Here is a 25059-nt window from a genome sequence, read left to right on the forward strand (position 1 = left end):
TTATTTCTGCACCACAATATTTTCCTGTGAAGGATCAACATGCTGCATTTGCAGTTTATCGGTTGCTATCCGCTCTACGCGGCTGTGATCGCCAAGGGCGTTCTCTTCAAGAATGAGGTTGCGCCACTCGATATCGAGCGCATCACGCTCCAGCACCAGCTGTTCACGCTGCGCTGTCAGCAGGCGCGTCTTATGTGTGGTCGTCACGACCACGACGGAGGACACTAGCACCGCAATCAGCAGTAACAGTGGAATCTTGCCAAAACGCAGCAGGTCTCCACCGATAACGCCAGGCAGGCTGTGACGCTCGTTGCCAATCATGACGCTGTTCTCTCCGCGATACGCAAAACAGAACTGCGTGCACGTGGGTTTTCGTTCACTTCAGCTTCACCCGGAATCAGCTTGCCAAGCGTTTTGAGTTCACGACCGCCTAACGCTTTGAGCTGCGACTCGGTCATTGGGATGCCGGCTGGCACCTGTGGACCGCGGCTCTGATCGCGCATAAAACGCTTCACTAAGCGATCTTCCAGCGAATGGAAGCTGATGATCGACAATCTGCCGCCGGGAGCGAGAACAGACAGCGCACCTTTTAGTGCGGTATCGATCTCTTCCAGCTCGCTGTTGATCCAAATACGAATCGCCTGGAAGGTACGCGTTGCCGGATGCTTAAATTTGTCTTTCACCGGCATCGCAGCAGCGATAACGGTGGCCAACTCTTTGGTGCGTGTCATGGGCTGCTCGCGATTGCGTTCTACGATGGCACGCGCGATACGTTTACCGAAACGCTCTTCACCGTAGGTTTTAATCACGAAAGCGATATCCGCTTCTTCCGCACTCATTAGCCATTCAGCTGCTGATTGCCCACGCGTTGGATCCATACGCATATCCAGCGGTCCGTCACGCATAAAGGAGAAGCCGCGTTCGGCATCATCCAGCTGTGGTGACGAGACGCCTAAATCCAGCAATACGCCATCAATTTGGCCGGTCAGACCGCGCTCTTCGACATATTCCGCCAGCGCCGAAAACGGCCCGTGGACGATGGAGAAACGGGGATCGTTTATCTCAGCAGCTGCGGCTATCGCTTGCGGATCGCGATCAATCGCGATCAGTTGTCCTTTCTCGCCAAGCTGTGAAAGAATTAAGCGCGAATGACCGCCGCGACCAAAAGTGCCGTCAATGTAAATGCCGTCTTCCCTGATATTGAGGCCGTTAACCGCCTCATCCAGCAGCACTGTGGTGTGTTTGAAATTTTCCTGCATAGCTATAGCGACAAGTCCTGCAACCGCTCAGATAAAGGCTCCTGAGCCGACTGTTCTGTGTCAATATCGTCCTTAACTTGTTGATACCAGGTCTGTTCATCCCACAGCTCAAATTTATTGAACTGTCCAACCAGCATCACTTCTTTGGTCAGGCCCGCGTGTTGTCGCAGCGTATTCGCTAACAACAAACGGCCCGCATTATCCATCTGACACTCACTGGCATGCCCTAACAGCAGTCGCTGTACGCGACGCTCTGCAGGATTCATGCTGGATAAGCGAGACAGCTTTTTCTCAATGATTTCCCATTCGGGCAGGGTATAAAGCAGCAGGCATGGCTGGTGGAGGTCAATGGTGCATACCATTTGCCCCTGAGACTCTGCGACAAGCAATTCACGATAGCGTGTTGGTACTGCTAATCGCCCTTTACTGTCGAGATTGACTAACGTTGCTCCACGGAACATGCCAGCCTTACCCCTCAATCACCCGTTTTCACCACTTTATCCCACTTTTTACCACGAAACGAGTTTACGGAGCCGATGAAATCCTTGTCAAGCCGCAACGGCAAGTGAATATCACTATTTACAACGGGTGAAATTAATTGGAGACGGGAATAAAGCGACATGGAGCGGCAAAATTAAAATTAACCTGATGAATAGTGGAATAAAAATTTCCGCGAAATATAAATTGGCGAAAAATAAAGCGCTTTAGCGCTGAAATATATTTGCCCTGCGTTCTGCGACAGCGGCTGCATTTTAGGGGATTTCTGAAAGGAAGCCCAGCAGCTTCGCGCCAGCTCTGCTATGACTCGTTGATGAACATGTAAACAAATAAGAAAAGTTAACAGGTTTAAATTGTTAGCTGTGGTGACGATAATTTACGCTTTTTTACCCCGGCAGGTTCTTGAGAAATATCTACTGGTTAAATTAAAAGGGGCAGCGAACTGCCCACAATTTCATTTTGCGCGGCGACTTAATTGTCCACGGCGGAATAAATTTCGGCGGATGCGCGTTAAACCAGGCTTCGGTTTGCGTGGCTCATCCAGCGAGGCTAATACTAACTCCAGCACACGCTCGGCGACATCGCGGTGACGCTGACCCACTGCCAGTACCGGGCATTCCAGGAAATCGAGCAATTCATGATCACCAAAGGTAGCAATTGCCAGATCGGTTGGCAGGCGACCATCGCGCTTAAGCGTAATGTCCATCACGCCCTGTAATAGCCCAAATGAGGTGGTGAACAGCGCGTCCGGCATAGGATGATCTTCGAGGTAGCTTTCAAACAGCGTTGCCGCGGCGGCACGATCGAAGCTATTACAGTAAATGTAATCGATAGGGCGCTCGTCATCCTTCCACGCATCGCGGAAGCCCAGTTCGCGCAGGAAACTCACTGAAAGCTCAGGCAGTGCGCCAAGGAACAGCACATTTTTCACCGGCAGCTGACGCAATTCAGCCGCCAACGCTTGGGCATCATCCTGATCGGCTCCTACCACGCTGGTAAAGTGTTCACGATCCAGCGCGCGGTCCAGAGCGATAATCGGTAAGGGATCATTGATCCATCGCTGATAGAACGGGTGCTCTGGCGGTAATGAGGTAGAAACAATGATGGCATCGACCTGACGCTGCAGCAGATGCTCAATACAGCGCATTTCGTTATCGGGCTGATCTTCCGAGCAGGCAATCAGCAGCTGATAGCCGCGCTGTCGCGCCTGACGCTCCAGATAATTTGCAATGCGGGTGTAACTGGTGTTTTCCAAATCGGGGATTACCAGACCAATAGAGCGCGTCCGGCCGGCACGCAGCCCAGCCGCAACGGCATTGGGGTGATAATTGTGTTCACGCACCACCGCCATGACTTTTTCGACGGTTTTTTCGCTGACACGATACTGCCGCGCTTTGCCATTTATTACATAGCTGGCCGTAGTGCGCGACACGCCTGCCAGGCGCGCAATTTCATCCAGTTTCACGATGACACCTTAATTCTGTTAAGCCAGCGCTGGCGAAAATATCCGCAGATTAGCTATGGATAAAACATTTGTAACATCTAACCGCAGAAAACTACGCTGAGCAACCGCTTTTCTCCAGCATCCTGGTTGAGCGCATAAAATAAAAAAACCCGGCATTTCGCCGGGTTAGCACTGAATGTGATCTTTTCTCTGCGTTATTAACGCATAACGCGATCGCCGCGTGACACACCAACGATTCCTGAACGCGCCACTTCAACAATTTCCGCTACATCACGTACAGTGTTGAGAAACGCATCAAGTTTATCGCTGGTGCCCGCCAGCTGAACCGTGTAAAGCGTCGGCGTCACATCGATAATCTGACCACGGAAAATTTCCGCGCTGCGCTTCACTTCTTCACGACCGTAACCGCTGGCCTGAATTTTCACCAGCATGATCTCGCGCTCTACATAGGCGCCCTGCCCCAGTTCGCTGACGCGTAACACGTCCACCAGCTTATGCAGTTGCTTCTCGATCTGCTCCAGCACTTTCGCGTCGCCAACCGTTTGGATGGTCATGCGGGATAACGTAGGATCATCGGTGGGCGCTACAGTCAGGCTTTCAATGTTGTAGCCACGTTGCGAGAACAGTCCCACGACACGGGACAATGCGCCGGATTCATTTTCCAGCAGAACCGATAAAATACGACGCATAATTAAGTCCTCTCCGTTTTGCTCAGCCACATCTCATCCATCGAACCACCCCGAATTTGCATCGGGTAAACGTGCTCGCTGCCGTCAATATTCACATCAACAAACACCAGACGCCCTTTCGCCAGCGTGTCCAGCGCCAGCTGAAGCTTCTCTTCCAGTTCGGCAGGATGTTGAATCGCGATGCCGACGTGGCCATAGGCTTCAGCCAGACGGACGAAGTCAGGCAGCGATTGCATATAAGACTGCGAGTGGCGGCCGGAGTAAATCATGTCCTGCCACTGCTTAACCATGCCGAGGAAGCCGTTGTTGAGGTTCAGCACCAGCACCGGCAAATCGTATTGCAGTGCGGTTGACAGCTCCTGAATGTTCATCTGGATACTGCCATCACCGGTCACGCAGATAACCGTTTCATCCGGCAGCGCCATCTTCACACCCAACGCAGCGGGCAGGCCGAAGCCCATGGTGCCCAGGCCGCCGGAGTTGATCCAACGACGTGGTTTGTCGAACTGGTAATAAAGCGCAGCGAACATCTGATGCTGGCCCACGTCAGAGGTGACGTAAGCGTCACCTTTGGTCAAACGACAGATGGTTTCGATCACCGCCTGCGGCTTAATCTTGTCGCTGGTGCGATCAAATTCCAGGCACTTACGGCTACGCCAGCCATCAATGGTTTGCCACCAATCGCGCAAGCTATCAAGCTCCTGCTTCGCATCGCTTTGCGCCAGCAGCTCAAGCATTTGAGTCAGCGTCTGTTTTGCATCACCGACAATCGGAATATCCGCGCTAACGGTTTTGGAGATTGAGGTCGGATCGACATCGATATGCATGATGGTGGCATTCGGGCAGTACTTCGCCAGATTGTTGGTGGTGCGATCATCGAAACGTACGCCAATACCGAAAATCAAGTCGGCATTGTGCATAGTCATGTTGGCTTCGTAAGTGCCGTGCATACCCAGCATCCCGACACTCTGACGATGCGTGCCAGGGAACACGCCCAGGCCCATTAACGACATAGTTACCGGGATATTCAGTTTTTCCGCCAGCTGCAGCAGTTCAGCTTCACAGCCAGACATGATCGCGCCACCACCCGCGTAAATCACCGGCTTATGGGCCGCTAATAACGTTTGCAATGCGCGCTTAATCTGTCCTTTATGGCCCTGGATGGTCGGATTGTAGGAGCGCATGCTCACCGTTTCCGGCCATACGTATGGCAACTTATTGGCAGGATTGAGGATATCTTTAGGTAGATCGATTACCACCGGTCCCGGACGACCGCTCGCTGCCAGCCAGAAGGCCTTTTTCAAAACGGTTGGAATTTCTTCGGTATTTTTCACCAGGAAGCTGTGCTTCACCACCGGACGGGAGATGCCGACCATGTCGCACTCCTGGAACGCATCGTAGCCGATCAGCGAAGAGGGCACCTGGCCCGACAGAATTACCATCGGAATGGAGTCCATATAGGCCGTTGCGATACCGGTGATCGCGTTAGTGGCGCCCGGACCGGACGTCACCAGCACCACCCCAACCTCGCCCGTCGCACGCGCAAGGCCATCGGCCATATGCACCGCGCCTTGTTCATGACGCACCAATACATGGTCAATACCACCGACCGTTTGCAGTGCATCGTAAATATCGAGCACCGCTCCGCCCGGATAGCCGAATACCTGCTTAACGCCCTGATCGATTAACGAACGGACGACCATTTCGGCTCCTGACAACATCTCCATTTTCTGCCTCCAGGCTTGAGGGACTGAATCCACTGACGTTCGCGTTTCCCGCACGCCACTGATATCCGGCCCCCGCTTGCCAATTAAGATCAAAACCTTATGTTTATGCTCAGAAGACGGCGTTCATTTCCGCCTTCCAGGTACAGGGAATCTACTTGAGTTAATTCTTTTAAGAGTAGGTCGATTACCATAACCGCAGACTACGCAGCCTGCAAACGCCAGCATGCCACCTCAGGCTCTATCCGGCAATTAAGGCACTAACGCGTGATTATCGCCTGGGAGGATTAAACTAATGCTTTGTCATAACCACAGAGGATAATGCTGGCTAAGCAATTATTTGCAGTGTGTTATAAGAAATATGATTTTCATATTGCCTGACCACTCAGTCCACAATCTTTTGGGCTAATTACTTTCTGGCTTGATTATCTTTAAAATGGCTTAATCACATCACATTCCTCTATACAACAAGCCAAATCTTGTTTTGGATTCAGAGCGCACTAACTAACTAAATCAATATATTTCAACGCATTAAAATAAAATCCATTCTCTAAAGTATTTTTTAAGCGTAGGGTTTTGCTTATCCTGTAGCTAATTTATGTCATTGCTCTGCGCAGCCGAAAAATCCCAGCAGATCGCCCTTCTGGCTTCACTGAAATACCCTTGCACTTAGGGTTGACTTGCTACGTCAATTCCAGTACCAATATGTGCAGCACACAATTTACGAGGTTTGACTCATGTTTCATTCTTTCCGCCTACTCGGTCTACTACTAAACGCATCCAGTTTGCGCGGTAGACTCGTGGGCGGAATCAATAACTGATTCGAACCTGCAGAAGTTTAAGAAACCCGCGCCAATGCGCGGGTTTTTTTATGCTCGTAGCACCGGCAAAGTTAATGCATAAGGAAGATTACGATGAGCCAGCAAGTTATTATTTTCGATACCACTCTGCGTGACGGCGAACAGGCTTTACAGGCCAGCCTGAGTGTTAAAGAAAAACTGCAGATCGCTCTGGCATTGGAACGTATGGGCGTGGATGTGATGGAAGTGGGCTTCCCGGTTTCCTCTCCAGGCGATTTTGAATCCGTACAAACCATTGCTCGTACCATTAAAAATAGCCGCGTCTGCGGACTGGCACGCTGCGTTGAGAAGGACATTGACGCCGCATACGAATCATTGCGTGTCGCTGAAGCGTTCCGTATTCACACCTTCATCGCCACTTCGCCGATGCATATCGCCACCAAGCTGCGCAGCACGCTGCCGGAAGTGATTGAACGTGCAGTACACATGATTAAACGCGCCCGCAACTATACCGACGACGTTGAGTTCTCCTGTGAAGACGGCGGCCGCACACCAATCGACGATCTGTGCCGCATGGTTGAAGCGGCTATCAATGCCGGCGCCACCACGATTAACATCCCCGATACCGTCGGCTACACCTTGCCAGGCGAATACGCCAACATCATCGGCCAATTGGTCGCACGCGTGCCAAACATTGATAAAGCCATTTTGTCTGTTCATACCCACGATGATTTGGGCATGGCGACCGGCAACGCCATCGCCGCGGTATTGGCCGGTGCGCGTCAGGTTGAAGGTACGCTGAATGGTCTGGGCGAGCGCGCGGGTAACTGTGCGTTGGAAGAAGTAATCATGGCGATTAAAACCCGCCAGCAGATTATGAACGTGCACACCAATATCAATCATCAGGAAATCTACCGTACCAGCCAAACGGTAAGCCAAATCTGCAACATGCCGATTCCGGCTAACAAAGCGGTAGTTGGTTCTAACGCCTTCGCCCACTCATCCGGTATTCACCAGGATGGCGTGCTGAAGAATCGTGAAAACTACGAAATCCTGACGCCAGAATCTATCGGCCTGCACAAAATCCAGCTGAATCTGACCTCACGCTCGGGCCGCGCCGCCGTCAAACATCGCATGGAAGAGATGGGTTACAAAGAGTCCGATTACAATCTGGACACCTTGTACGATGCCTTCCTCAAACTGGCTGATAAGAAAGGTCAGGTCTTCGATTACGACCTGGAAGCGTTGGCCTTCATCAACAAACAGAATGAAGAGCCGGAATACTTCCAGCTGAACGAATTCAACGTGCAGACAGGTTCCAGCGTCACCGCCACCGCGTCTGTGCAGTTGGGCTGTGGCGAAGAGACCAAAGCCGATGCCGCTACCGGTAATGGCCCGGTTGATGCCGTTTATCAGGCTATCAACCGCATCACCGGCTTTGAAGCTGAACTGATGAACTACAAGTTGACCGCGAAAGGCCACGGCGAGAACGCGCTGGGTCAGGTAGATATCGTCGTCAACTACAACGGCCGTAAATTCCACGGCGTTGGCCTGGCGACCGATATCGTCGAATCATCCGCTAAAGCGATGGTAAATGCGTTGAACAATATTTGGCGTGCTAAGCAGGTGGAAAAAGAACTGCAGCGTAAATTTAAAGATCAGAAGGAAACGGTGTAACTATGTCTAAGTCTTCTCATATCGCGGTATTGCCAGGCGACGGAATTGGTCCGGAAGTGATGGCGCAGGCCATGAAGGTTCTCGACGCAATTCGTACGCGTTTCGACATGCGTATCACCACCAGCGAATATGATGTTGGCGGTATCGCCATCGATCGTCATGGTGAACCGTTGCCACCGGCCACCGTTGCCGGCGCAGAACAAGCAGATGCGATTCTGTTTGGCTCGGTAGGTGGCCCGAAATGGGAACATCTGCCACCTGCTCAGCAGCCAGAGCGCGGTGCGCTACTGCCGCTGCGTAAGCACTTCAAGCTGTTCAGTAACCTGCGCCCCGCCGCGCTGTATAAAGGTTTAGAAGCTTTTTGCCCGCTGCGCAGCGATATCGCCGAGCGTGGTTTCGATATCCTGTGCGTGCGTGAACTGACTGGCGGCATCTACTTCGGTCAGCCGAAAGGTCGCGAAGGCAGCGGCCCGCATGAGCGCGCCTTTGACACCGAGGTTTATCACCGCTTTGAAATCGAGCGCATTGCCCGCATCGCCTTTGAATCTGCCCGCAAACGTCGCAACATCGTCACCTCAATCGATAAAGCCAACGTCTTGCAGACGTCAGTCATGTGGCGCGAAATTGTCAATGAAGTGGCAAAAGATTATCCGGATGTGCAGCTGAGCCACATGTACATCGATAATGCCACCATGCAGCTGATTAAAGATCCATCACAGTTTGATGTGCTGCTGTGTTCTAACCTGTTCGGCGACATCCTGTCTGATGAATGCGCGATGATTACCGGTTCCATGGGCTTGTTGCCTTCCGCCAGCCTGAACGAAGAAGGTTTCGGCTTGTTTGAGCCCGCGGGCGGTTCTGCACCTGATATCGCCGGTCAGAATATTGCCAACCCGATTGCCCAGATTCTGTCGCTGTCACTGCTGCTGCGTTATAGCCTGAATGCGGATGACGCTGCCGCTAGCATTGAACGCGCCGTGAGCCGCGCGTTGGAAGCGGGTTATCGCACCCGTGATTTAGCCGGTGACGGCAAAGCCGTGAGCACAGATGAAATGGGCAGCATCATTGCCGGTTTTATCGCCGAGGAAAAATAATAAAATGAAAAGCTTATACCAGAAGTTATTTGATGCACATGTCGTTCACGAAGCGCCAAAAGAAACCCCGTTACTGTATATCGATCGCCATTTGATCCATGAAGTGACGTCACCGCAGGCCTTTGATGGCCTGCGTGCGCACGGCCGCAAAGTGCGTCAACCGTCAAAAACCTTCGCCACCATGGACCATAACGTTTCGACCCAGACCAAAGACATCAATGCGTCTGGCGAGATGGCACGTATTCAGATGCAGGAGCTGATCAAGAACTGTGCTGAGTTCGGCATTCAGCTGTATGACCTGAATCACCCGTTCCAGGGCATCGTGCACGTGATTGGGCCGGAACAAGGCATGACGCTGCCGGGCATGACTATTGTCTGCGGCGACTCCCACACCGCCACCCACGGCGCGTTCGGTTCGTTGGCCTTCGGTATCGGTACCTCTGAAGTTGAGCATGTGTTTGCCACGCAAACCCTGAAACAGGGTCGTGCGAAAACCATGAAGATTGAAGTGCTGGGCGAAGCGGCGCCGGGCATTACCGCTAAAGACATCGTGTTAGCGATCATTGGTAAAACCGGCAGCGCTGGCGGTACCGGTCACGTTGTTGAATTCTGTGGCCCAGCGATTGAAGCGCTGAGCATGGAAGGCCGCATGACGCTGTGTAATATGGCGATTGAGATGGGTGCCAAAGCGGGCCTGGTCGCACCGGATGACACCACCTTCAACTACCTGAAAGACAAACAGTTCGCACCGAAGGGCGAGCAGTGGGAACAGGCGGTTGCTTACTGGCGCACGCTTAAGTCTGACAACGATGCGAAGTTTGACAGCATTGTCACCCTGCACGCGGAAGATATTGCCCCGCAAGTTACCTGGGGCACCAACCCTGGCCAGGTGATGGCGGTGGATCAAGCGATCCCGAATCCACAATCGTTTGCCGATCCGGTTGAGCGCGCCTCGGCCGAGAAAGCGCTGGCTTACATGGATCTGCAGCCGGGCATTAAACTGACTGACGTGGCGATCGATAAAGTGTTTATCGGCTCCTGCACCAACTCACGCATTGAAGATCTGCGCGCCGCTGCCGCCATTGCTAAAGGTCGCAAAGTGGCGCCAGGCGTAGTAGCGATGGTGGTGCCAGGTTCGGGTCCAGTGAAAGCGCAGGCCGAAGCCGAAGGTCTGGATAAAATCTTCCTCGAAGCCGGTTTTGAATGGCGCTTGCCGGGCTGCTCCATGTGCCTGGCAATGAACAATGACCGCCTGAATCCAGGCGAGCGTTGTGCATCCACCAGCAACCGTAACTTTGAAGGTCGTCAGGGCCGTGGTGGACGTACTCACCTGGTCAGCCCGGCGATGGCCGCGGCGGCTGCCGTAACCGGTCGCTTTGCCGACATTCGTGAATTGACTCAGGGAGCATAAGCCATGGCGAACAAATTTACTCAACACACCGGCATTGTGGCGCCACTGGATGCGGCTAACGTCGATACCGATGCCATTATTCCGAAGCAGTTTTTGCAGAAAGTGACGCGCACCGGCTTTGGCGCGCACCTGTTCCACGATTGGCGTTTTGAAGATGATGCCGGCACCGTCCCCACCGCCGGCTTCGTGCTGAACAAGCCGGAGTTCAAAGGCACCAGCATTTTGCTGGCGCGTGAAAACTTCGGCTGCGGATCTTCACGTGAGCATGCGCCCTGGGCGTTGACCGACTTCGGTTTCCATGTGGTGATCGCACCAAGCTTCGCGGACATCTTCTACGGCAACAGTTTCAACAACCAGCTGCTGCCGGTGAAGCTGAGTGATGAAGAAGTGGATGAGATGTTCAAACTGGTCGCCGCGCAGCCGGGCGTTAGCTTCACGGTGGATCTGGAAGCGCAGACAGTAACGGCGGGTGAGAAAACCTACAGCTTTGAAATCGACAGCTTCCGCCGTCACTGCATGATCAACGGCCTCGACAGTATTGGCCTGACGCTGCAACATGAAGCGTCGATCTCCAGCTACGAAACCAATCAGCCCGCGTTCTTACGCTAAGGCAATAAGGGCGACATTCTGTCGCCCTTCTCTTTTCTATCGATGCGGAACATCCCGCACGCGTGACGCCAATCCCAGCGCCAGCACCGCTAACCCCAACGCCAGCCAATAAACCGACTCATGACCAAAGCGCTCGCTCATGGTGCCCTGAATAATACCCGCGATAATCATGCCGGTGGAAATCGACGTCGTGAATAAGGTGGTTGCCGCGCCTGCCCGTCCTGGCATCAAATCCTGGAACCACAGCATGCCAATTCCGGCGATGATGCCGATAAATGCCGCATTGAACAGCTGCAGCACCATCAGCGCAGTACGCGACTGGAACATCACCAGTCCGAGATAAAACACAATTCCCGCCACCAGCGCCAGCAGCATCAGTTTGCGTTTGCCCAACCGCCGCGCGTAATGTCCGGCCAGCAGCATAATCGGAATCTCCAGCCCGGCGGCGGTGCCCATCAATAATCCCGCCAGCTTCTCCGGCAGGCCGAGCGTTGAGCTGATATACAGCGGCATATCGATGATATACATGGTGTTGCACGCCCACATGGTGACGGAGGCAATAAACAGCAGCCGCACCTGGCTATCTTTCCACGGGCTAAGCTGCGTCAGCACCTCTTCAGGCGACGCCACCACGCGCGGTACCGAAGGCAAGGTGCGCCAGATCAGCAGCATGCTCAGCAGGAAAATCCCCGCCGCGACGCAAAACAACGTGGTGAAGCCATAATTGAGCGCCAGCGCAAACGACAGCGGCGGCCCAATCACCCATGCCAGCGACAGCTGCGCACGCATTACCGAGCTGAACATCACCACTTCACGCGCCGATTGATCGGCATATTCACGCGCGAGGGCGAATACCTGCGGAATCGACACGCTGGCCAGCGCAGACAAAAACACCCCCAGCGTCACCAGCGTTAAATAGTGACGGTTGAAAGCAAACAGCAGCGCATTGAGTGTCGCCATCAGGCAGCAGAAAAGAATCAGATTGCGGCGATCGCCTCGATTATCGGATCGCTTCGCCATTAACAGGCTGATGACAATGCCGGCTATCGCATTGATGGTAAAGAACAAGCCCACCCAAAACGGGCTAACCTGCACTTCACGCGTCAAAAATAGACTCAGCGTTGGCGCCTGCAGCGCCCCGGCCACGCCCGTCATAAATGACACCACCATAAAAGAGAGATAGACCGGATTGATGCGACGTTGACGCGTTAACAGCGATTTCATGCAGAAATCCCTTTGCGGATAAAAAACGGCTAGAGAAATGAGGGTAGAAAATTCTACAGCAAAACGAAAAAAGCCAGCAGATAAAGCGCTGCTGGCGGTGAAAATGCACCCTACTCAGAAAGAGGTTCCACGTTGGCGGAACCGCTGGCAGAGCGCCATTCATTACTGAATGCCTCCCGCTCTTCCATTGCCGGGCAGTATGCCTCTAATATGAGGCAGGAAAAACTGAGCGATTCTGAGAAGGAGTTCCCCTTTTATGTCCTCTTCACGTCTGCAGCAGCAATTCATCCGCTTATGGCAAAGCTGTCAGGGGCTGGATCAGGAAACCACCCTGAACGAGCTGGCCGATCTGCTGCACTGCTCGCGCCGTCACATGCGTAATTTACTCAACGCCATGCAGAACGAAGGCTGGCTGATTTGGCAGGCGGAAGCCGGACGCGGCAAGCGTTCGATGCTGAGTTTTTGCTATACCGGGCTGGCGCTGCAACAGCAGCGTGCCGAGGATCTGCTGGAACAAGATCGCATCGAACAGCTGGTCCAGCTGGTGGGCGACAAAAATCAGGTCCGACAGATGATCGCGGCACATTTAGGCCGCAGCTTCCGTCAGGGCAAGCATATTCTGCGCGTGCTCTATTACCGTCCGCTGCCCAATCTGTTGCCCGGTTCGCCGCTGCGCCGCTCAGAAACCCATCTGGCACGCCAAATTTTCAACGGCCTGATGCGTATAAATGAGGAAAAGGGGGAAATCGAGCCCGATATCGCGCACCATTGGCAGCAAACTTCGCCGCTGCATTGGCGCTTTTTCCTGCGCCCGGCCATTCGCTTTCATCATGGCCGCGAACTGGAAATGGAGGATGTGATTGCTTCGCTGGAGCGCGTGCGCAGTCAACCGCTGTTTTCCCATATCGAAAAGCTGCATTCACCTGCCCCCTGGACGCTGGATATTCACCTAAGCCAGCCGGACGATTGGCTACCGTGGCTGCTGGCCAGCGTCAGTGCGATGATCCTGCCACGCGAATGGCAGACGCTACGCCACTTTGCCCGTCAGCCGATTGGTACCGGCCCCTACAGCGTGGTGCGTAATCAGCAAACGCAGCTGAAAATTGCCGCCTTTGATGATTACTTCGGCTATCGCGCCTTGATCGACGATGTATCGATTTGGGTGCTGCCGGAGATCAGCGACGAGCTGGTGTATGCCGGCGTAAAACTGCAGGGCGAAAACGCCGATGAGAAATCGGAAGAGAGCCGCCTGGAAGAGGGCTGCTATTTCCTCCTGTTTGATCAGCGCTCACACCTGGGACAAGATGCGCACTTCCGCCGCTGGGTGAGCTATTTATTCAATCCTATCGCCCTGCTTAATCATGCTGGCGTCGGCTATCAGCGTTACTGGTTCCCGGCCTATGGCCTGCTGCCGCGCTGGCATCATCGTCGCGACCTTACGCCTGCCGAGAAACCAGCCGGCTTAACCCAATTCACGCTCAGCTGGTACAACAACCACGTTGAGCATGAAGGTATCGCCAACGCCCTGCGTCCGTTACTGGCGCAGCAAGGTGTTGAGTTGATTACGCGCGAAGTCAGTTACGAGGAGTGGTTCGAGGGTGAAGGCGAGAGTGATATCTGGCTTGGTAGCGTCAATTTTACCCTGCCGCTGGAGTACGCGCTGTTTGCTCAGCTGTTCGAACTGCCTTTGATGCATCATTGCATCCCGATTGACTGGCAAGCCGACGCGGCGCGCTGGCGGCAGAAAGCTTTACCGCTGGCGGAGTGGAGTAAACAGCTGATCGACAGCGACTATCTGCACCCGCTTTTCCATCATTGGCTGCTACTGGAGGGGCAACGCAGCATGCGCGGCGTGCGGCTGAATACGCTCGGCTGGTTTGACTTCAAATCCGCCTGGTTTGCGCCTCCGGAGCTGTGAGCATCGCGCCGGCGCAGTTTTGTAAGGTGCGCATTCATGCGCACCGGGAAGCGTGGCACCAGACTTCCAGCCGGTGCTCCTTTCGCGCTGTCATATAAATGTCTAGAATGAGCCGTTCTCAACGGGGTGCCTTATTTTGTGGCTGAGAAAGACCCGTCGAACCTGATCCGGCTAATACCGGCGTAGGGATTTGAGATGCCCACTCCTCAGATCCTTTGCGACTCAACCTTATCTTCTCCTCAAGGAGCGCAAAGTGTTAAACAAAGTTTTGCCTGTGTTGTTGCTGGTTGCGGCACCGGTTTTCGCTGCCAAACCGGTTCTGACAGTTTACACCTACGACTCATTCTCTGCCGATTGGGGTCCAGGTCCGGCGGTCAAAAAAGCCTTTGAAGCACAGTGCGGCTGTGAACTGAAATACGTCGCGCTGGAAGATGGCGTGTCGCTGCTGAATCGTGTGCGTATGGAAGGCAAAAACAGCAAAGCCGATGTGGTGCTGGGCCTCGATAACAATCTGGTGCAGGCAGCGGAGAAAACCGGCCTGTTTGCCAAAAGCAGCGTCGATACCAAAGCGTTAACACTGCCGGATGGCTGGCACAACGACACCTTTATCCCGTTCGATTACGGCTACTTCGCCTTCGTCTACGATAAGAACAAGTTGAAGAATCCGCCTAAAAGCCTGCAGGAGCTGGTTGAGAGCCCGGAAAAATGGCGCGTGATTTATGAAGATCCGCGCACCAGCACGCCGGGTCTTGGCCTGCTGCTGTGGATGCAGAAAGTCTATGGCGACAACGCGCCCGATGCGTGGCAGAAGCTGGCGCAAAAAACCGTTACCGTCACCAAAGGCTGGAGTGAAGCCTACGGCCTGTTCCTCAAAGGCGAAGGCGATTTGGTGTTGAGTTACACCACCTCTCCGGCTTACCACATCATCGAAGAGAAGAAAGAGAACTACGCCGCGGCCGAATTTAGCGAAGGCCACTATTTACAGGTAGAAGTTGCCGCGCAGCTGGCCAGCAGCAAACAGCCACAGCTGGCGCAACAGTTCATGCAGTTTATGGTGTCGCCGGCTTTCCAGCAGACCATTCCCACCGGCAACTGGATGTATCCGGTGATTAAAAGCGAGTTGCCTGCCGGTTATCAATCGCTGCAGGTCCCCGCCAAAGCGCTGCAATTCACGCCAGCGGAAGTAGCCGACCATCGCGCTGCATGGATCAGCGCATGGCAACGCGCCGTTAGCCGTTAATGCCTGGCTGGTTGATTCCCGGCAGTGCGACCGCGCTGCTGCTGTGCGCGGTCGCACTGCTGTCCTTTGGCGCTTTAGTGATGGTCGCGCCGGCCACTGACTGGCGCGCGCTGCTCAGCGACAGCTACCTGCACCACGTGCTGGCCTTCTCCTTCAAGCAAGCGCTGCTATCGGCGCTGCTGTCGGTGCTGCCTGCCATCCTGCTGGCACGCGCGCTCTATCGCCGCCGTTTCCCCGGTCGTAATCTGCTGCTGCGTCTGTGTGCTATGACGCTGGTGCTGCCGGTGCTGGTGGCGGTATTTGGCCTGCTGAGCGTTTACGGCCGCAGCGGCTGGCTGGCACAACTGTGTGCGACACTGGGATTCGACTACCACTTTTCGCCGTATGGTTTGCAGGGCATTCTGCTGGCGCACGTGTTCTTTAATCTGCCGCTGGCAACGCGCATGCTGCTACAGGCGCTGGAGAGCATCCCAGGCGAGCAGCGACAATTAGCCGCGCAGCTCGGCCTGCGCGGCTGGAATCTGTTTCGACTGCTGGAGTGGCCGTGGCTGCGCCGCCAGATTCTGCCTACAGCGGCACTGATCTTTATGCTGTGCTTCGCCAGCTTCGCCACCGTGCTGGCGCTGGGCGGCGGACCGCAGGCCACCACGCTAGAACTGGCGATCTATCAGGCGCTGAATTTTGATTATGATCCTGGCCGTGCGGCACTGCTGGCCCTGCTACAGCTTGGCTGTTGTTTATTATTGGTACTGCTGAGTCAGCGCTTTAGCAAAGCAATTCCCACTGGCAGCCAGAGCATTCGCGGCTGGCGCGACCCGCGCGATTCATGGCATGCGCGTTTTACCGATACCGTGTTAATTGGCATGGCGCTGCTGCTACTGTTGCCACCGCTGGCGGCGGTGGTGGTCGATGGCCTGCGTGGTGGCGTGGCCGGTGCATTGCAGCAATCAGCATTGTGGCAAGCCACCTTTACCTCGCTGCGTATCGCGGTCGGCGCCGGTGTACTCTGTGTGGTGCTGACCATGATGCTGCTGTGGAGCAGCCGCGAATTGCGCCAGCGTCAGAAAATGATCGCCGCGCAGGCCATGGAACTCAGCGGCATGCTGATTCTGGCGATGCCGGGCATTGTGCTGGCGAGTGGATTTTTCCTGCTGTTCAACGCCACCGTTGGCCTGCCGCAGCGCGCCGATGGCTTAGTGATTTTCACTAATGCGCTGATCGCCATTCCCTATGCGATGAAAGTACTGGAGAATCCCATGCGCGATATCAGCACCCGTTATGGCCAGCTCTGTTCCTCACTCGGCATCTCAGGTTTTAACCGCTTACGACTGATTGAGCTGCGCGCGCTGAAACGTCCGATTGCGCAGGCGCTGGCGTTTGCCTGCGTATTGTCGATCGGTGACTTTGGCGTCGTCGCGCTTTTTGGCAGCGCCGATTTCCGCACGCTGCCCTTCTATCTTTTCCAGCAGATCGGTGCCTATCGTGGTGCGGATGGTGCTGTTACCGCACTGCTATTGCTGTTGCTCTGCTTGCTCCTCTTTACGCTGATGGAAAAATTACCGGGCCGCCATGCTGACACTGAATAACCTCACTTACCTTTATCAGCATCTGCCGATGCGCTTCAGTTTTGCGGCGCAGGCGGGTGAACGCCTGGCGATCCTTGGTCCAAGCGGCGCGGGCAAAAGCACCTTGCTGAGTCTGATTGGCGGCTTTTTAGCGGTAAACCAGGGAACGCTGGTGATGAATGGCGTGGATCATACCCACAGCGTGCCGTCCGCGCGGCCGGTGTCGATGTTGTTCCAGGAGAACAACCTGTTTCCGCACCTGACGGTGCAGCAGAACATGGCGCTGGGTTTACATCCCGGCCTGAAACTCACGCGCGCGCAGCAGCAACAAGTCACTGACATTGCCGAACAAACCGGCTTGCAGGAGCTGCTGACGCGCTTGCCGGGACAGCTTTCCGGTGGCCAGCGTCAGCGCGTGGCACTGGCGCGTTGCCTGCTGCGCAATCAGCCTATTTTGCTGCTGGATGAGCCGTTTTCGGCGCTTGATCCGGCGCTGCGCGGTGAGATGCTGCAGCTGGTGCGTTCGGTATGTGAAACGCGCAATATCACGCTGCTCATGGTTTCGCACAGCCTGGAAGATGCTCAGCAGATTGCGCCGCGCAGTTTAGTGATCGTCGATGGGCGCATCTATTGGGACGGCAGCACGGAGAGTTTGATTCGGGGTGAAAGCACAGCAGCCGCCATCCTTGGCGTGCAACCGCGTTAAGCGAAGAACACTTTCCACAGCAGGTGGCGGAAGATCGGCATCATGGGATGGAACTGGATCGCGATAAACGCGCCCAGCCCGATCGCTGCCGCCAGCGGTGCCAGCCAGCGCAGGCGCGCAGTCGGCAGATACTGGGTTGCCCAATCGACGGTTTTCCCACTGCGCCACCAGCGCCACAGCAACCAGCCACCGATCCATAGCAGCAGCGCCACCAGCAACAGCAGCCATTTGAAGCTGCCGCCCTGCGCGGCCTGCGGTACATCAATCGCCACGCCCGCCAGAATGCCCGGCATCAAATAAGCCGGCGGCCAAAGAATGCAGCCAATGAGATTCGGTGGCAGGAACTTGCGCACCGGCAGTTCCAGCATACCTGCCGCTAACGGAATCAGCGGACGCGTCGGACCGACAAAACGCCCCACCAGAATGGTGAACATGCTGTGTTGATGCAGCGCGTGCTCGGTTTTATCCAGCAGCCCCTGATATTTTTTCAGATATTTCCAGCGATGCAGCGGACCCTGAAACTTCCAGCCGATGCCATAAGAGACCCAATCGCCGACTAAACAGCCGATGAATCCGGCCGCCCACGCAGGGTAAAGGCCAATTTGTCCACTTCCTACCAGCGCCCCAAGGCTGGCCATTAATACCGTGCCCGGCAACAGCAATCCCACGAATGCCAGTGACTCAAGAAAGGTCACCAGCGCAACGGCGATCAGCGCGTACTCCAGCGATTGCGAAAACAGGTGTTGAATCCAGGCTTCCATAAATATCCTCTGCGGAATATAGAGGCTGGATTGTCCAGAGCGCGTGCGCCAGCGTCAAGGCAAGAATTGTAGGCTTTTCCGTCATCCTTCAAATGGTAGGTGCGTTGGCTGCGTTCGCTTACCCCGGTCACTTACAGGTGTAAGCTCCCGGGGACTTACGCCAGAGATCCAAATACACTGTATAAACATCCATGTTATACTGAATATAATTCATTCTCCGGAGTTAACGTGACCGATCCGCGCGCAGGTTTTCTGCTTACCCGACATTGGCGAGATACGCCGACTGGCAGCGAAGTGGTGCTGTGGCTGGCGACAGACAGCGGCCCGCAGCGGCTGGTGCTGCCTGCTCAGGAATCGGTGGCGTTTATCCCGGAAGCGTTTCGTGCGCAAACCGAAGCGCAGCTGCACGATGAGCGCCATATTCGTTTGCAAACGCTTGAACTGAAAGATTTCCGCCGCCGCCCGGTTTTTGGCCTCTATTGCCGCAGCAATCGCCAACTGCAAAACCTCGAAAAGCGTCTGCGCGAGAACGGCATTCCGGTCTATGAAGCCGATATCCGCCCGCCGGAACGCTACCTGATGGAACGCTTTATCACCGCGCCAGTGTGGTTTAGTGGCGAGGCGCGCGGTGACAGCGTAGTTAACGCGCGCCTGAAGCCACATCCTGATTATCGTCCACAGCTGAAATGGGTTTCGCTGGATATCGAAACTACCCAGCATGGCGAGCTTTATTGTATTGGGCTGGAAGGCTGCGGCCAGCGTCAGGTCTACATGCTCGGTCCGCCCAACGGCGACGCTAGCCCCCTCGATTTCGAACTCATCTATGTGGATAGCCGCCCGCAGCTACTGGAGCAGCTCAACGCCTGGTTCGAGCAACATGAACCGGATGTGATTATCGGCTGGAACGTGGTGCAGTTTGACCTGCGCGTATTACAGAAGCACGCCGATCGCTACGGCATTCCGCTGCGTTTAGGGCGTCAGAAGCAGGCTTTAGAGTGGCGCGAGCACGGCTTCAAACCCGGCGTGTTCTTCGCGCAGGCCACTGGCCGCTTGATTATTGATGGCATTGACGCGCTCAAATCCGCTTTCTGGGATTTCCCCTCTTTCAGCCTTGAAGCGGTCTCGCGCCAGCTGCTGGGTGAAGGCAAAGCTATCAATAATCCATGGCAGCGCATGGAGGAGATCAACTGGCGCTTTGCCAACGATAAACCGGCGCTGGCGAAATACAATCTTAAGGATTGCGAGCTGGTAACGCGCATCTTCCAGCACACCGCCATCATGCCGTTCCTGCTGGAACGCGCCACGGTAAATGGGTTAGCAGTGGATCGTCACGGCGGTTCGGTGGCGGCGTTTGGTCATCTCTATATTCCACGCATGCACCGCGCTGGTTTTGTCGCGCCGAATCTCGGTGAAGTGGCGCCTGAAGCCAGCCCCGGCGGCTATGTAATGGATTCGCGCCCCGGCCTGTACGACTCGGTGCTGGTGCTGGATTATAAAAGCCTCTATCCCTCTATTATTCGCACTTTCCTGATCGATCCGGTTGGGCTGGTAGAAGGTCTGGCGCATCCGGATGATGCCGATTCTGTCCCCGGCTTTCGAAATGCACGTTTTTCCCGTGACACGCACTGCTTACCGGCAATCGTTGAGCAGATTTGGCAAGGACGTGAAGCCGCTAAGCGCGACGGCAATAAACCGCTGTCGCAGGCGCTGAAAATTATTATGAACGCCTTTTACGGCGTGCTCGGTACCAGCGCCTGCCGCTTTTTCGATCCGCGTTTGGCGTCGTCAATTACACTGCGTGGCCACGCCATCATGCAGCAAACGCGCGAGCTGATTGAAGCGGAAGGCTTTGACGTTATTTATGGCGATACCGATTCCACCTTTGTCTGGCTAAAAGGCGCGCACAGCGAAGAAGATGCGACGGCGATTGGTCGCAGCCTGGCCGAGCACGTCAACGGCTGGTGGCAACAGCATCTGCAAGCGACTTATGGACTGGCGAGCGCGCTGGAGCTGGAGTATGAAACGCACTTTAGCCGCTTCCTGATGCCGACGATTCGCGGTGCCGAACAGGGCAGCAAAAAACGTTATGCCGGTATGATCCGCAGCGACGGCGGCGAGCGGCTGGTGTTTAAAGGACTTGAATCCGTGCGTACCGACTGGACACCGCTGGCGCAGCAGTTCCAGCAAAACCTGTATGGCCGTATATTCCGCGGTGAGCCGTGGCAGGATTATATTCGCGAGACGGTGGCACAGCTGCTGGCGGGCGAGCTCGATGAGCAACTGATCTACAAAAAACGGCTACGTCGGGCGCTGAAAGATTACGAACGCAATGTGCCGCCCCACGTGCGCGCCGCGCGCCTTGCCGATGAGCAAAATCGTAAGCTGCAGCGGCCGCTGCAATACCAGAACGGCGGCTCCATTCGCTATGTGATGGCCACCTCTGGTCCTGAACCGTTGGAGGCGCGCAACACGCCGCTGGACTACGATCACTACGTTAGCAAACAGCTACAACCGGTGGCTGATGGCATTTTACCGTTCGTCGGTGATGACTTTGCTACACTGATTACTGGGCAACTGGGGCTTTTTTGACAGGTGACGAATGCCTTGCCATCCAGTACCATAGCGCCCTTCCTGATTCTCACCGCACACACAATCTGACCAAACACCCGTTTGGCGGTTGCGTATTGCCTGAGTGCAGGTGAACTTCTTTATGGCATGTAAGAGAGTCGAGCAAAAAATATATGGTTTTTACACTGGGTCAGCGCTGGATTAGTGATACGGAAAGTGAACTGGGACTGGGCACGGTTGTCGCGATTGATACGCGTATGATTACCATGCTGTTTCCGGCAACCGGCGAAAACCGCCTGTATGCACGAAATGATGCTCCGGTTACCCGTGTAATTTTCAATCCGGGTGACACCATCACCAGCCATGAAGGCTGGCAGATGTGCGTCGATGAAGTCCGCAACGAAAACGAGTTAATGACTTACATCGGCACGCGTCTCGATAACGAAGAAACCGATGTGGTGATGCGTGAAGTGATGCTGGACAGCAAACTGGTGTTCAGCAAGCCGCAGGATCGCTTGTTCGCCGGTCAGCTCGACCGTATGGATCGCTTTGCGCTGCGTTTTCGTGCGCGTAAATATCATAGTGAGCAATATCGTTTGCCAATCAGCGGCCTGCGCGGTATGCGCACCAATCTGATCCCGCATCAGCTGCACATCGCGCACGATGTTGGCCGTCGCCATGCGCCGCGCGTCCTGCTGGCGGACGAAGTGGGCCTGGGTAAAACCATTGAAGCCGGGATGATCATCCAGCAACAGCTGCTGGCCGGTCGCGCTGAACGCGTGCTGATTGTGGTGCCGGAAACGCTGCAACATCAGTGGCTGGTAGAGATGCTGCGTCGCTTTAACCTGCGCTTTGCGCTATTTGATGACGACCGCTATACCGAAGCCCAGCATGACAGCGATAACGCTTTTGAAACCGAGCAGTTAATTATCTGTTCGCTCGACTTTGTACGCCGCAATAAACAGCGTCTTGAACTGCTGGCGGACGCCGAATGGGATCTGCTGGTGGTCGATGAAGCGCACCACCTCGCGTGGAGCGAAGACGCGCCGAGCCGTGAATATCAGGTCATCGAGCAGCTGGCAGAGAAAACAGCTGGCGTGCTGCTGCTGACCGCAACGCCGGAACAGCTCGGCTTAGAGAGCCACTTTGCCCGTCTGCGCCTGCTCGATCCGAATCGCTTCCACGATTTTGGCCAGTTCGTTGAAGAGCAGCAGCATTATCGCCCGGTAGCAGATGCCGTCAGCTCGCTGCTGGCCGATCACGCCATCAGCAAAGATGAAATGAATCTGATCAACGATTTGATCGGTGAACAGGATATTGAGCCGCTGCTGCAAGTGGCCAATAGCGATCGCGACGGCAAAGAGGATGCGCGTAAAGAGCTGGTCTCAATGCTGATGGATCGCCACGGCACCAGCCGCGTGCTGTTCCGTAACACCCGAAACGGTGTAAAAGGCTTCCCGAAACGCGAGCTGCACCAGATTCGCCTGCCGCTGCCGGCACAGTATCAGACCGCGATTAAAGTCTCCGGCATCATGGGTACGCGAAAAAGTGCAGAAGAGCGCGCACGCGACATGCTGTATCCCGAGCAGATTTATCAGGAATTTGAAGGTGAGAGCGGCACCTGGTGGAACTTCGATCCGCGCGTTGAGTGGCTAATGGGCTATCTCACCAGCAACCGCAAAGAGAAAGTGCTGGTGATCTGCGCCAAAGCGGCCACCGCGTTGCAGCTGGAGCAGGTGCTGCGTGAGCGTGAAGGTATCCGCGCTGCAGTATTCCACGAAGGTTTGTCGATCATTGAACGCGACCGCGCAGCCGCCTTCTTCGCCTCTGAAGAGGATGGCGCGCAGGTGTTGCTGTGCTCGGAAATCGGTTCAGAAGGCCGTAACTTCCAGTTCGCCAGTCGTCTGGTGATGTTTGATCTGCCGTTCAACCCGGATCTGCTGGAGCAGCGTATCGGCCGTCTCGATCGTATCGGCCAAATGCATGACATCCAGATTCTGGTGCCGTGGCTGGAGAAAACCGCGCAGGCGGTGCTGCTGCGCTGGTATCACGAAGGTCTGGACGCGTTTGAGCATACCTGCCCAACCGGCCGCGCCATTTATGACAACGAGTACAACCAGTTGATTGAATACCTCGCCGCGCCGGAAAATCCGCAGGGGCTGGATGCGTTCATCACCGAAAGCCGCAAGCAACATGATGCGCTGAAATCGCAGCTGGAACAGGGCCGCGACCGCCTGCTGGAGCTCAACTCCAACGGCGGTGAAGCGGCGCAAGCGTTGGCGAATGCCATCGGCGAACAGGATAATGATACCGATCTGGTTAACTTTGCGCTGAACCTGTTCGATATCGTCGGCATCAATCAGGAAGATCGCAGTGATAGCCTGATTGTGCTGACGCCATCCGATCACATGTTGGTGCCTGATTTCCCAGGCTTGCCGGAAGACGGTTGTACCGTGACCTTCAACCGTAATCAGGCGCTGTCGCGCGAAGATACTCAGTTCATTACCTGGGAACACCCGCTGATTCTAAATGGTCTTGATCTGATTCTTTCGGGCGATACCGGCAGCTGTGCGCTGTCGCTGCTGAAGAACAAGGCGCTGCCGGTGGGTACGCTGCTGGTGGAGATGATCTATGTGGTTGAAGCACAAGCGCCGAAAAGCCTGCAGCTCACCCGCTTCCTGCCGCCAACGCCAGTGCGTTTGCTGATGGATCGTGCCGGTAACAACCTGGCCGGTAAAGTTGAGTTCGAAAGCTTCAACCGCCAGCTGAATGCGGTGAATCGTCATACTGGCAGCAAGCTGGTGAATGCCGTGCAACAAGATGTGCACGAGATTCTGACCCAGGCGGAGAAAGTGATTGTGCCGGAAGCGCAGGCGATTATCGCGGCGGCGAAAGTCGAAGCCGAAGAGAAGCTGGGTTCAGAACTGTCACGCCTCGAAGCGCTGCGCGCTGTTAACCCCAACATCCGTGATGATGAGGTTGAAGCGCTGGAAAGCAATCGCGAGCAGGTGCTGGAAAGCCTGAGCGATGCGGGCTGGCGTCTTGATGCGCTGCGCCTGATCGTCGTGACGCACCAATAATGTTCAGGACCGCGACATCATGCTGATGGAAGCCTACAACCCGCCGCTCGAGCCCTGGCTGCATATTCTCTATCAGGACGAGCACATTATGGTGGTGAATAAACCGAGCGGGTTGCTGTCAGTGCCGGGCCGTCTTGAGGAGCACAAGGATAGCGTGATGACGCGCATCCAGCGTGATTTCCCGCAGGCGGAATCGGTGCATCGTCTTGATATGGCCACCAGCGGCGTGATAATCGTGGCCCTGAATAAAGCGGCAGAGCGTGAACTCAAGCGCCAGTTTCGTGAGCGCGAGCCCTCTAAGTATTATGTGGCGCGTGTTTGGGGACATCCGGCGGCAGAAGAAGGGTTAATCGATCTGCCGCTGATTTGCGACTGGCCGAATCGGCCGAAGCAGATGGTGTGTTTCGAGAACGGCAAGGCGGCGCAAACGGAGTATCAGGTGCTGGAGTACGAGGCGACTCACAGCGCGCGCATCAAGCTGAAGCCGATTACCGGACGTTCACATCAGCTGCGTGTACATCTGCTGGCGCTGGGGCATCCGATTCTCGGTGACCGCTTTTATGCGCACCAAGAGGCGCTGGCGATGGCCCCGCGTTTGCAGCTGCATGCCGAATCTCTGACGATTACCCATCCGGCGTTTGGTAACAGTATGACGTTTAGGCAGCCGGCGGATTTTTAGTTTCTTCCCTCACCCCAACCCTTGCCCGCACGCGGTAGAGGGTTGGGGTGAGTGGATTTGCAGATAAAGCACAGAACCTTAACATCGCAATA

20 protein-coding genes and 1 riboswitch are annotated in these 25059 nt (G+C 55.1%); of the genes, 12 read left to right on the top strand and 8 right to left on the bottom strand.

Annotated elements, in window-relative coordinates:
- The 6 genes from ftsL to ilvI form a co-directional block, all read right to left on the bottom strand.
- Entirely contained in the window at positions 1–321 is a 321-nt protein-coding gene (gene ftsL, locus WFL93_RS14415; RefSeq protein ID WP_007885016.1) for a cell division protein FtsL, read from the bottom strand.
- Entirely contained in the window at positions 318–1259 is a 942-nt protein-coding gene (gene rsmH, locus WFL93_RS14420; RefSeq protein WP_049851444.1) for a 16S rRNA (cytosine(1402)-N(4))-methyltransferase RsmH, read from the bottom strand. Before rsmH ends, ftsL begins: the two co-directional genes overlap by 4 nt.
- 2 nt (positions 1260–1261) lie before the next feature.
- Entirely contained in the window at positions 1262–1720 is a 459-nt protein-coding gene (gene mraZ / locus WFL93_RS14425; RefSeq protein WP_007885013.1) for a division/cell wall cluster transcriptional repressor MraZ, read from the bottom strand.
- Positions 1721–2211: 491 nt separating this feature from the next.
- Positions 2212–3222 (bottom strand): catabolite repressor/activator, encoded by a 1011-nt coding sequence (cra, locus tag WFL93_RS14430; RefSeq protein WP_007885012.1) that lies wholly within the window; start codon positions 3220–3222, stop codon positions 2212–2214.
- A 197-nt stretch (positions 3223–3419) separates the two neighbouring features.
- Positions 3420–3911 carry an acetolactate synthase small subunit gene (gene ilvN, locus WFL93_RS14435; protein ID WP_007885011.1) on the bottom strand — a complete coding sequence of 164 codons (492 nt, stop codon included), beginning with the start codon at positions 3909–3911 and terminating at the stop codon, positions 3420–3422.
- A 2-nt stretch (positions 3912–3913) separates the two neighbouring features.
- Positions 3914–5638, bottom strand: a complete 1725-nt coding sequence (gene ilvI / locus WFL93_RS14440) for an acetolactate synthase 3 large subunit (RefSeq protein ID WP_180823049.1) — start codon at positions 5636–5638, stop codon at positions 3914–3916.
- Between the two features lie 734 nt (positions 5639–6372).
- Between ilvI and leuL the strand changes: the two genes are divergently transcribed.
- From leuL to leuD, 5 genes are all read left to right on the top strand, one after another.
- The gene (gene leuL, locus WFL93_RS24305) at positions 6373–6456 is read left to right on the top strand and encodes a leu operon leader peptide (protein ID WP_099686952.1); all 84 of its coding nucleotides are present in this window, start codon (positions 6373–6375) and stop codon (positions 6454–6456) included.
- A 93-nt stretch (positions 6457–6549) separates the two neighbouring features.
- The gene (leuA, locus tag WFL93_RS14445) at positions 6550–8112 is read left to right on the top strand and encodes a 2-isopropylmalate synthase (RefSeq protein ID WP_007885009.1); all 1563 of its coding nucleotides are present in this window, start codon (positions 6550–6552) and stop codon (positions 8110–8112) included.
- Positions 8113–8114: 2 nt separating this feature from the next.
- Positions 8115–9206 carry a 3-isopropylmalate dehydrogenase gene (gene leuB / locus WFL93_RS14450; RefSeq protein WP_007885003.1) on the top strand — a complete coding sequence of 364 codons (1092 nt, stop codon included), beginning with the start codon at positions 8115–8117 and terminating at the stop codon, positions 9204–9206.
- A 4-nt stretch (positions 9207–9210) separates the two neighbouring features.
- Entirely contained in the window at positions 9211–10617 is a 1407-nt protein-coding gene (gene leuC / locus WFL93_RS14455) for a 3-isopropylmalate dehydratase large subunit (RefSeq protein ID WP_336778430.1), read from the top strand.
- Positions 10618–10620: 3 nt separating this feature from the next.
- Positions 10621–11226 carry a 3-isopropylmalate dehydratase small subunit gene (leuD, locus tag WFL93_RS14460; RefSeq protein WP_007885001.1) on the top strand — a complete coding sequence of 202 codons (606 nt, stop codon included), beginning with the start codon at positions 10621–10623 and terminating at the stop codon, positions 11224–11226.
- A gap of 36 nt (positions 11227–11262) precedes the next feature.
- Here leuD and WFL93_RS14465 read toward each other — a convergent pair whose 3' ends face one another.
- Positions 11263–12450, bottom strand: a complete 1188-nt coding sequence (locus WFL93_RS14465; protein ID WP_007884993.1) for an MFS transporter — start codon at positions 12448–12450, stop codon at positions 11263–11265.
- Positions 12451–12706: 256 nt separating this feature from the next.
- Between WFL93_RS14465 and sgrR the strand changes: the two genes are divergently transcribed.
- From sgrR to thiQ, 4 genes are all read left to right on the top strand, one after another.
- Positions 12707–14368, top strand: a complete 1662-nt coding sequence (gene sgrR, locus WFL93_RS14470; protein WP_007884992.1) for an HTH-type transcriptional regulator SgrR — start codon at positions 12707–12709, stop codon at positions 14366–14368.
- Between the two features lie 112 nt (positions 14369–14480).
- Positions 14481–14575: riboswitch (TPP riboswitch) on the top strand.
- Between the two features lie 46 nt (positions 14576–14621).
- The gene (thiB, locus tag WFL93_RS14475) at positions 14622–15608 is read left to right on the top strand and encodes a thiamine ABC transporter substrate binding subunit (RefSeq protein ID WP_336778431.1); all 987 of its coding nucleotides are present in this window, start codon (positions 14622–14624) and stop codon (positions 15606–15608) included.
- The gene (gene thiP, locus WFL93_RS14480; protein ID WP_336778432.1) at positions 15608–17194 is read left to right on the top strand and encodes a thiamine/thiamine pyrophosphate ABC transporter permease ThiP; all 1587 of its coding nucleotides are present in this window, start codon (positions 15608–15610) and stop codon (positions 17192–17194) included. Before thiB ends, thiP begins: the two co-directional genes overlap by 1 nt.
- Positions 17178–17879 (top strand): thiamine ABC transporter ATP-binding protein ThiQ, encoded by a 702-nt coding sequence (gene thiQ / locus WFL93_RS14485; RefSeq protein WP_336778433.1) that lies wholly within the window; start codon positions 17178–17180, stop codon positions 17877–17879. The genes thiP and thiQ overlap by 17 nt, the downstream gene beginning before the upstream one ends.
- Here thiQ and WFL93_RS14490 read toward each other — a convergent pair.
- On the bottom strand, positions 17876–18640 hold the full coding sequence (locus tag WFL93_RS14490) for a DedA family protein (RefSeq protein ID WP_007884988.1): 765 nt from the start codon (positions 18638–18640) through the stop codon (positions 17876–17878). The two genes, thiQ and WFL93_RS14490, sit on opposite strands and share 4 nt — an antisense overlap.
- Before the next feature lie 228 nt (positions 18641–18868).
- On the opposite strand from WFL93_RS14490, the gene polB reads away from it, so the two are divergent.
- From polB to rluA, 3 genes are all read left to right on the top strand, one after another.
- Entirely contained in the window at positions 18869–21229 is a 2361-nt protein-coding gene (gene polB / locus WFL93_RS14495) for a DNA polymerase II (RefSeq protein ID WP_336778434.1), read from the top strand.
- Between the two features lie 152 nt (positions 21230–21381).
- Positions 21382–24288, top strand: coding sequence for an RNA polymerase-associated protein RapA (gene rapA / locus WFL93_RS14500; protein ID WP_336778435.1), 2907 nt, complete (start codon positions 21382–21384; stop codon positions 24286–24288).
- A 19-nt stretch (positions 24289–24307) separates the two neighbouring features.
- Positions 24308–24967 carry a bifunctional tRNA pseudouridine(32) synthase/23S rRNA pseudouridine(746) synthase RluA gene (gene rluA / locus WFL93_RS14505; RefSeq protein WP_336778436.1) on the top strand — a complete coding sequence of 220 codons (660 nt, stop codon included), beginning with the start codon at positions 24308–24310 and terminating at the stop codon, positions 24965–24967.
- Positions 24968–25059 lie beyond the last annotated feature (92 nt).

The sequence above is a fragment of the Pantoea sp. USHLN256 genome (genome assembly GCF_037149875.1).
Taxonomy (GTDB): domain Bacteria; phylum Pseudomonadota; class Gammaproteobacteria; order Enterobacterales; family Enterobacteriaceae; genus Pantoea; species Pantoea nemavictus.